Genomic DNA, 7975 nt, shown 5'->3' with positions numbered 1-7975 from the left:
GGGCCAGGGCGGGGCCGGCAAGCAGGGTGCAGGCGAGGAGAAGCAGGCTGCGGTTCATCGGACATCCGCCAGGAGAGAGGGGCCGGGCGGGGCCGGGGGAACGCTCCGCCATGACGCTGACGCTATCAATACCACGTTGAACCCGGCCTGTCGGTGCCGCGAGCCCCGCCTGGGCCTGCAGGCGCGGCGGACGCCGATGCCCACGACTCAGCCCTGCGCGTGCACCACGTCGAGCAGTTGCTGCCCATAGCGGGCCAGCTTGCTGCCGCCGATGCCGCCGACCCTCGCCAGGTCGTCCAGGCTGGTCGGGCGCTGCTCGGCGATGTTGCGCAGGGTGCTGTCGTGGAAGATCACGAAGGCCGGCACGTTCTGCTCCTTGGCCAGGCCGGCGCGCAGGTCGCGCAGCGCGTTGAACAGGGGCAGGTCCTGGGCCTGCACCGGCACGCCGGTGCGCGGGCTGCCGCTGCGGTCGCCGCGCTCGCGGCCGCGGCTGGGCAGTTCGCGGCGCATCATGATCTTGCGTTCGCCCTTGAGCACCTGGCGGCTGGCGTCGGTGAGGCGCAGGCCGCCGTAGGCGTCGCTGTCCACTTCCAGCAGGCCGGTGGCGACCAGTTGCCGGAACACGCCGCGCCAGGCGCGCGCATCCAGGTCCTTGCCGATGCCGTAGGTGCTGAGCTGGTCGTGGCCGAACTGCTTGATCTTCTCGCCCTCATTGCCGCGCAGGATGTCGATCAGGTGGCCGACGCCGAAGCGCTGGCCGCTGCGGTACACGCAGCTCAGCGCCTTCTGCACGGCCACCGTGGCGTCCCACGCGTCGGCCGGCTGCAGGCAGTTGTCGCAGTTGCCGCAGGGCTGCGGGTAGGTCTCGCCGAAGCCGGCCAGCAGCACCTGGCGGCGGCACTGCATAGATTCGCAGTAGCCCAGCAGCTGGTCGAGCTTGCGCCGCTCCACGCGCTTGCGTTCCTCGCCGGCCTCGCCTTGTTCGATCATCTGCTTGAGCAGCACCACGTCGCCCAGCCCGTAGCACAGCCAGGCCTCGGCGGCCTCGCCGTCGCGGCCGGCGCGGCCGGTCTCCTGGTAGTAGCCCTCCAGCGACTTGGGCAGGTCGGTGTGGGCGACGAAGCGCACGTCGGGCTTGTCGATGCCCATGCCGAAGGCGATGGTGGCGCACATCACGATGCCGTCCTCGCGCAGGAAGCGGCGCTGGTTGTCGGCACGCACCTCGGCCGGCAGGCCGGCGTGGTAGGGCAGGGCGTTCAGGCCCTCGCGGGCGAGGAAGTCGGCGGTCTCCTCGACCTTGCGCCGCGACATGCAATAGACGATGCCGGCGCTGCCGCGGTGCGCGCGCAGGAAGTCCAGCAACTGGCGCCGTGCATTGTCCTTCTGCACCACGGTGTAGCGGATGTTGGGGCGGTCGAAGGAGCTGACGAAATGGCGCGCCTGGGCCAGGTCCAGGCGCTCGGCGATCTCGCGCTGGGTCGGCGGATCGGCGGTGGCGGTGAGGGCGATGCGCGGGGTCTGCGGCCAGCGCTCGTGCAACACGGTGAGCTGCCGGTACTCGGGGCGGAAGTCGTGGCCCCATTGCGACACGCAGTGCGCCTCGTCGATGGCGAACAGGGCGATGCGGCTGCGCTCGATCAGCGACAGGAAGCGCGGGGTCAGCAGCCGTTCCGGGGCGACGTACAGCAGGTCCAGTTCGCCGGCCAGCAGGTCGCGCTCGACCCGCTGCGCGGTCTCGCCGTCCAGGGTGGAGTTGAGGTATTCGGCGCGCACGCCGAGCTGGCGCAGCGCCTCGACCTGGTCCTGCATCAGCGCGATCAGCGGCGAGATGACGATGCCGGTGCCGTCGCGCAGCAGCGAGGGGATCTGGTAGCACAGCGACTTGCCGCCGCCGGTGGGCATCAGCACCAGCGCGTCGTGGCCCGCGGCGACGTGTTCGACGACGTCCTGTTGCAGGCCGCGGAACTGGTCGTAGCCGAAGACGCGGCTGAGCAAGGCGTGGGCGGGGGAAGACATCTGTGTAGGATACCGCGCCGCGCAAGGGCGGTTGGCTTCCGGAATTTCGCAAGCGGGTATCAGGCGAAGGCGCGGCGTTCTGTAGGACTCAAGGGTGCTGCGGCGGTGACGAACCAAGCCTGCCTGGCCGACCTTGCAAGGCGTTGGGATTGAAGGCCGTCCCACAATGCACCCGGTTAGCGCCTCGCAGGTCCCGGTAGGAGCGGGGCTCGTCTCCTTTCGGCATCAACCGCAACGTGGCTTTGCCGTGAACGCCCGTCGCGGCTGAAGCCGCTCCTACAAGGGCAGCCAGGCGCGACGACGCAGCGGTCGGCGTGCCGGGTCGCACGATCCGGGCGACGCAGCGCGCAGTGTCGCCCGGCTGACGCGCCCTGCCTGCCAGGCAGGCAGGGCGGCACCGCTTACTGCAGCAGCGAGCGCAGCATCCAGGCGTACTTTTCGTGGGTCTGCAGGCGCTGGGTCAGCAGGTCCACCGACGGGTCGTCGCCGGCGTCGTCGGCGGTCTTGAGCACCTTGCGCGCGGTGCGGCACACCGCCTCGTTGCCCACCACCAGCTGGCGCACCATCTCGCGCCAGTCGGCGCTGTCGCTGAGACCTTCCTCTTCCGGGATCGAGGTCAGCGTGGCGTACTCCTTGTAGGAGCCGGGGGCATTGAAGCCCAGGGCGCGGATGCGCTCGGCGACGTCGTCCAGCGCGGCCCACTGCTCGGTGTACTGGGTCTCGAACATCAGGTGCAGCGAGTTGAACATCGACCCGGTCACGTTCCAGTGGAAGTTGTGGGTCTTCAGGTACAGGGTGAAGGCGTCGGCCATGTAGTGCGACAGGCCGTCGGCGATCTTCTTGCGATCGCCGCCGCCGATCCCGATATCGATGTTGGGCGCGGACGGCGCCAGGCCGGCCAGCGGCTGGCCGACGGCGACGGCCTTGCTGGCGGTGTTCTTGGTCTTGCCGGGGGTCTTGTTCTTGGCCATGGGAATTCCTCCTGGGGGTTACGGACGAGATGGCGTCACAATAGACAGACTAAAGCATGTGCTGTGATTCAACGTTCAATTGCATCCGATTGATGAACGCTATCGAGAAACCTTCCGTGCCGGCACGCCTGCGCGAACGCCGCGCCGCGATCGACGGCGCGCTGACCCGCGACCGTGGCCGCCTGCTGGGCCTATGGTCGCGCTGGCAGGCCGCGCCCGGCAATGCCGCGCTGGAGACGGCGTTCGAGCAGGCGCTGCAGGCGTCGCAGGCGCGTTGCGCCGCGCGTGCGGCGCAGCAGCTGGCGATCACCCTGGATCCGCAGCTACCGATCGCGCGCGAGGCCGAGCGCATCGTCGCGCTGATCCGCGACCACCAGGTGGTGGTGATCGCCGGCGAGACCGGTTCGGGCAAGACCACGCAGTTGCCGAAGCTGTGCCTGGCCGCCGGGCGCGGCGCCGCCGGCATGATCGGCTGCACCCAGCCGCGGCGCATCGCCGCGCGCGCGGTGGCCAGCCGCGTGGCCGAGGAACTGCGCACGCCGGTGGGCGAGACGGTGGGCTTCCAGGTGCGCTTCAACGACCGGGTCGGCGAGCAGACCCGGATCAAGTTCATGACCGACGGCATCCTGCTGGCCGAGATCGCCAGCGACCGCTGGCTGTCCAGCTACGACACGATCATCGTCGACGAGGCGCACGAGCGCAGCCTCAACATCGATTTCCTGCTCGGCTATCTGAAGCAGTTGCTGCACAAACGCCCGGACCTGAAGGTCATCGTGACCTCGGCGACGATCGACACCGCGCGCTTCGCCGCGCATTTCGACGATGCGCCGGTGATTAGCGTGGAAGGCCGTACCTATGTGGTGGAGGTGCGCTATCGGCCCCTGGAGGAGCCGGGATTGGAGAGTGGGGATTTGGGATTGGCAGAAGCCCGTGACGCCGAACGTGCGCGGCCAACCGCTGTTTCGAATCCCGAATCCCGAATCTCCACTCCCGGCCTCTCGGTCAACGATGCGATCGTGGCGGCGGTGGACGAAATCACCCGACTGGACCCGCGCGGCGACGTGCTGGTGTTCCTGCCCGGCGAGCGCGAGATCCGCGATGCGCACCAGGCACTGGAGCGGCGCAAATACCGTGAGACCGAGGTGCTGCCGCTGTACGCGCGGCTCTCCAACGCCGACCAGGACCGGGTGTTCAACCCCGGCCCAAAGCGGCGCCTGGTGCTGGCCACCAACGTCGCCGAGACGTCGCTGACGGTGCCGCGGATCCGCTACGTGATCGACCCCGGCTATGCGCGGGTCAAGCGCTACAGCCCGCGGCAGAAGCTCGATCGTCTGCACATCGAGCCGATCTCGCAGGCCAGCGCCAACCAGCGCAAGGGCCGCTGCGGCCGCATCGCCGAAGGCATCTGCTACCGGCTGTATGCCGAGGCGGATTTCCAGGCGCGCCCGGAATTTACCGATCCGGAAATCCGCCGCTCCAGCCTGGCCGGGGTGATCCTGCGCATGCTGCAACTGGGGCTGGGCCGGATCGAGGATTTCCCGTTCCTGGAGCCGCCGGACGAGCGCGCGGTGGCCGACGGCTGGCAGCAGTTAGTGGAACTGGGCGCGGTTGGCGAGCCGGACCGCCATGGCCTGCGCAAGCTCACCGAGATCGGCCGCAAGATGGCGCGGTTGCCGGTGGACGTGAAGCTGGCGCGGATGCTGGTGGCGGCGCAGCAGCATGGCTGCTTGCGGCCGATGCTGGTGATCGCCGCGTTCCTGGGCATCCAGGACCCGCGCGAGCGCCCGCCGGAGGCGCGCGAGGCCGCGGACAACGCGCACGCCAAGTTCGCCGACGCGCGCTCGGAATTCGTCGGCATCCTGCGCCTGTGGGACGGCTACCGGCAGGCACGTGAAGACCTGACCCAGTCCAAGCTGCGCGACTGGTGCGGGCGGCATTTCCTCGGCTTCCTGCGCATGCGCGAGTGGCGCGAACTGCATCGCCAGTTGCACCTGCTGTGCGCGGAGCTGGGCTGGACCGAGGAGCCAGCGGACGCCTCCATGCGGCCGCTGCTGGCCGGTGCATTCGCGCCCGCGCCGGCACGCGATGCCGAGACCGCGGCGCGCGCGACCCGCGGGCAACTGCACCGCGCCGCGCGGCTGGCCCGCGAAGGGCTCGGCACGCCGACCACGCCGGTCCCGACGCCTGCCCCGACTCCGCCGCCTGCGCCGGCCGAGGCAGGCGAGGCGCCGCGCGCCAGCGAACGCGAGCGCGCCGCGGCCTACCAGGCGTTGCATCGCGCCTTGCTGGCCGGCCTGCCGACCCAGGTCGGCCATCGCACCGAGAAGGGCGATTTCCTGGCGCCGCGGCAGCGCCGCTTCCTGCTGTTTCCCGGCTCGACGCTTGCCCGCAAGCCGCCGCCGTGGGTGTTGCCGGCGACGCTGCTGGACACGCAGAAGGTGTGGGGCCTGACCAACGCGGCGATCGAGCCGGATTGGGTGATCGCCGAACTGCCGCATCTGCTGGCACGCAAGCATTTCGATCCGCACTGGTCGCGCGCGCAGGGGCAGGTGCTGGCCTCCGAGCAGATCAGCCTGTTCGGGCTGGTGCTGGCGCCGAAGAAGCCGGTGCACTACGGCCGCATCGATCCGCCCGGCGCGCACGAGCTGTTCGTGCGCCAGGGCCTGGTGCCGGGTGAGATCAACACCCGCGCCAGCTTCGTCGCCGACAATCAGAAGGTGCTGGCGCAGGCGCACGAGGAAGAGGCCAAGCTGCGCCGCGCCGGCATCGTCGCCGACGAGGACTGGCAGGCGCGCTGGTACCTGGACCGGATTCCCGGCGAGATCCACTCCGCCTCCGGCCTGGACGCCTGGTGGAAGGCGCTGGCGCCGGAGCAGCGGCGCGCGCTGCACTGGTCGCTGGCCGACCTGCTGCCGGGCGAGGGCAGCGAGGCCGAGCGCTATCCCAAGTATTTCCCCCTGGGGGATGCGCGGCTGCCGCTGCACTACCGGTTCGAACCGGGCGCGGCCGGCGACGGCGTGACCCTGGAGGTGCCGGTGCACCTGCTCAACGCGCTGGACCCGGCGCGGCTGTCGTGGCTGGCGCCGGGCTTCGTCACCGACAAGGCCGCGGCGCTGATCCGCAGTCTGCCCAAGGCGCTGCGCCGCAACTACGTGCCGGCGCCGGACTTCGCCCGCGCGTTCTACGAGGCGTTCCCGCAGCCCAGCGCCGACGACCTCCGCGGCGAACTGGCGCGGTTCCTGCAACGCGCCACCGGTGCGCCGCTGAGCGCGCTGGAGTTCGACGAGAGCACGCTGGAGCCGCATCTGCGCATGAACCTGCGCCTGCGCGACGACGCCGGCAAGGTGCTGGCCGAATCGCGCGAGCTGGACGCACTGCGTGCGCGCTTCGGCGAACGGGCCGGACAGGCCTTCGCCGCGCGCGCCGGCCGCGCCATGGCCGCGACCGGGCTGCGCGAGTTTCCGGCGACGCCGATCCCGCTGCAGGTCCCGGGCGAAGCCGGGGTGCCGGCCTATCCGGCGCTGGTGGACGAGGGCGACAGCGCCGCGCTGCGGATCTTCGCCGACCGTGCGCAGGCCGAGGCCGCGCACCCACGCGGCGTGCGCCGGTTGCTGGAGATCGCCCTGGCCGACAAGGTCAAGCAGGCGCGCAAGCAGTTGCCGGTATCGCCCAAGACCGGGCTGCTGTACGCGGCGATCGAATCGCAGGAACGCCTGCGCGGCGACCTGGTGGAGGCGGCGTTGAACGCGCTGCTGGAGCAGGGGCTGGAGGCGATCCGCGACGCGGAGAGTTTCGCCCAGCGTCGCGACGCCGCCGCCAAGCAGCTGTTCGGCGAGGCGATGGAGCGGCTGAAGCTGGCCGAGGCGATCATGGGCGCGGCCGCGGAACTGAAGCCGCAACTGGAATCGCCGCTGATGGGCTGGGCCAGCGGCAACCTCGACGACCTGCGCGCGCAACTGGCGGCCTTGCTGCATCCGGGCTTCCTGCGCGAGACCCCGGCCACCGCGCTGGCGCAGTTCCCGCGCTATCTGCGCGCGATGATCCTGCGGGCCGAACGCGCCAAGCGCGATCCGGCGCGCGACCAGGCGCGGATGCTTGAGTTGAAGCCGTTCGTCGACGCGCTGGCCGATGCGGCCGCCGCCGGCCGAGGAGACACGCCGGAGTGGCAGGCGCTGCGCTGGGACCTGGAAGAACTGCGGGTGTCGCTGTTCGCGCAGGAACTGGGCGCCCGCGCCGGCATCTCGGCCAAGAAGCTGGCGCAGCGGGTGGCTGTGCTGCGGTGATGACCAGCCGTTCGGCTGTGGAAAGCCGGGAGTGGGGATTGGGGATTGGTGGCGGGGTTTTCGCGCTGTTCCGGGACTGTCGCACGGCCCGCGCCGCCGTTGATGGCCGCGCTGCTCGCGTTGAGCTTCTTGTTGGAAGGACTGCAGTCCCGACGCTCAGGCGGTGATGCGTCGGGGCTGAAGCCCCTCCCACAAAAGAGATAGGCCGCGTGGGTGTGATGACGGTCAATCGTCCTGCAACGACTCGTCGTTCTCGCTCCTGCGAATGCAGTAGATCGCAGTGGAGACGTGCTGAGACCGTCGTAGGAGCGGCTTCAGCTGCGACCGTTTCACGGCAACGCGTCGCGGCTGAAGCCGCTCCTACAGGCCTGTTGCTTGCTGTCGCTTGCTGTGCGTTCAGCGCATCGGCGGCGTCGCTCTCTGTGAGAGGGACTTCAGTCCCGACGCGCTGGCGGTGATGCGTCGGGGCTGAAGCCCCTCCCACAAAAGGGATGCGCCGTGTGGACGGCCAAGCAGTTGCGCTGCAACGGCGTGTGGTGTTTGGTGCAAAGCACCGACGCAGTCGCGTCTTGTTGTGTCGTAGATACCGTCTTACCCCCTAGCAGGCAAGGGCCCTTTTCGGGTCGAACGCGGTGCCCGATTTGAGGACGCCGTAGGCGAGGTGCAGGAGCTTACGCATGGCAGCACACACGATTTGCTTGCCGG

Annotated in this window: 3 protein-coding genes and 1 pseudogene; 1 reads left to right on the top strand and 3 read right to left on the bottom strand. The window is 70.0% G+C overall.

All coding sequences use genetic code 11. The annotated features are described in order from the left end of the window. Positions 1 to 207: 207 nt before the first annotated feature. On the bottom strand, positions 208 to 2016 hold the full coding sequence (recQ, locus tag ACP93_RS20610; protein WP_048492529.1) for a DNA helicase RecQ: 1809 nt from the start codon (positions 2014 to 2016) through the stop codon (positions 208 to 210). 401 nt (positions 2017 to 2417) lie between these two features. Continuing rightward, entirely contained in the window at positions 2418 to 2987 is a 570-nt protein-coding gene (locus ACP93_RS20605) for a Dps family protein (RefSeq protein WP_048492528.1), read from the bottom strand. 92 nt (positions 2988 to 3079) lie between these two features. On the opposite strand from ACP93_RS20605, the gene hrpA reads away from it, so the two are divergent. After that, entirely contained in the window at positions 3080 to 7270 is a 4191-nt protein-coding gene (hrpA, locus tag ACP93_RS20600; protein ID WP_048492527.1) for an ATP-dependent RNA helicase HrpA, read from the top strand. Between the two features lie 598 nt (positions 7271 to 7868). Here the strand turns inward: hrpA and ACP93_RS22405 are convergent. Next, positions 7869 to 7975: pseudogene (locus ACP93_RS22405) on the bottom strand (IS110 family transposase); the annotation flags it as partial.

Source organism: Xanthomonas sp. NCPPB 1128, assembly GCF_001043115.1.
Lineage (GTDB): Bacteria > Pseudomonadota > Gammaproteobacteria > Xanthomonadales > Xanthomonadaceae > Xanthomonas_A.
The sequence above is the reverse complement of the archived record's forward strand: the minus strand, read 5'-3'. Positions and strand labels throughout refer to the sequence as shown.

Coding starts and splice junctions, on each gene's coding strand:
- recQ (WP_048492529.1), bottom strand. CDS start 2,016: ATGTCTTCCCCCGCCCACGCCTTGCTCAGCCGCGTCTTCGGCTACGAC.
- ACP93_RS20605 (WP_048492528.1), bottom strand. CDS start 2,987: ATGGCCAAGAACAAGACCCCCGGCAAGACCAAGAACACCGCCAGCAAG.
- hrpA (WP_048492527.1), top strand. CDS start 3,080: ATGAACGCTATCGAGAAACCTTCCGTGCCGGCACGCCTGCGCGAACGC.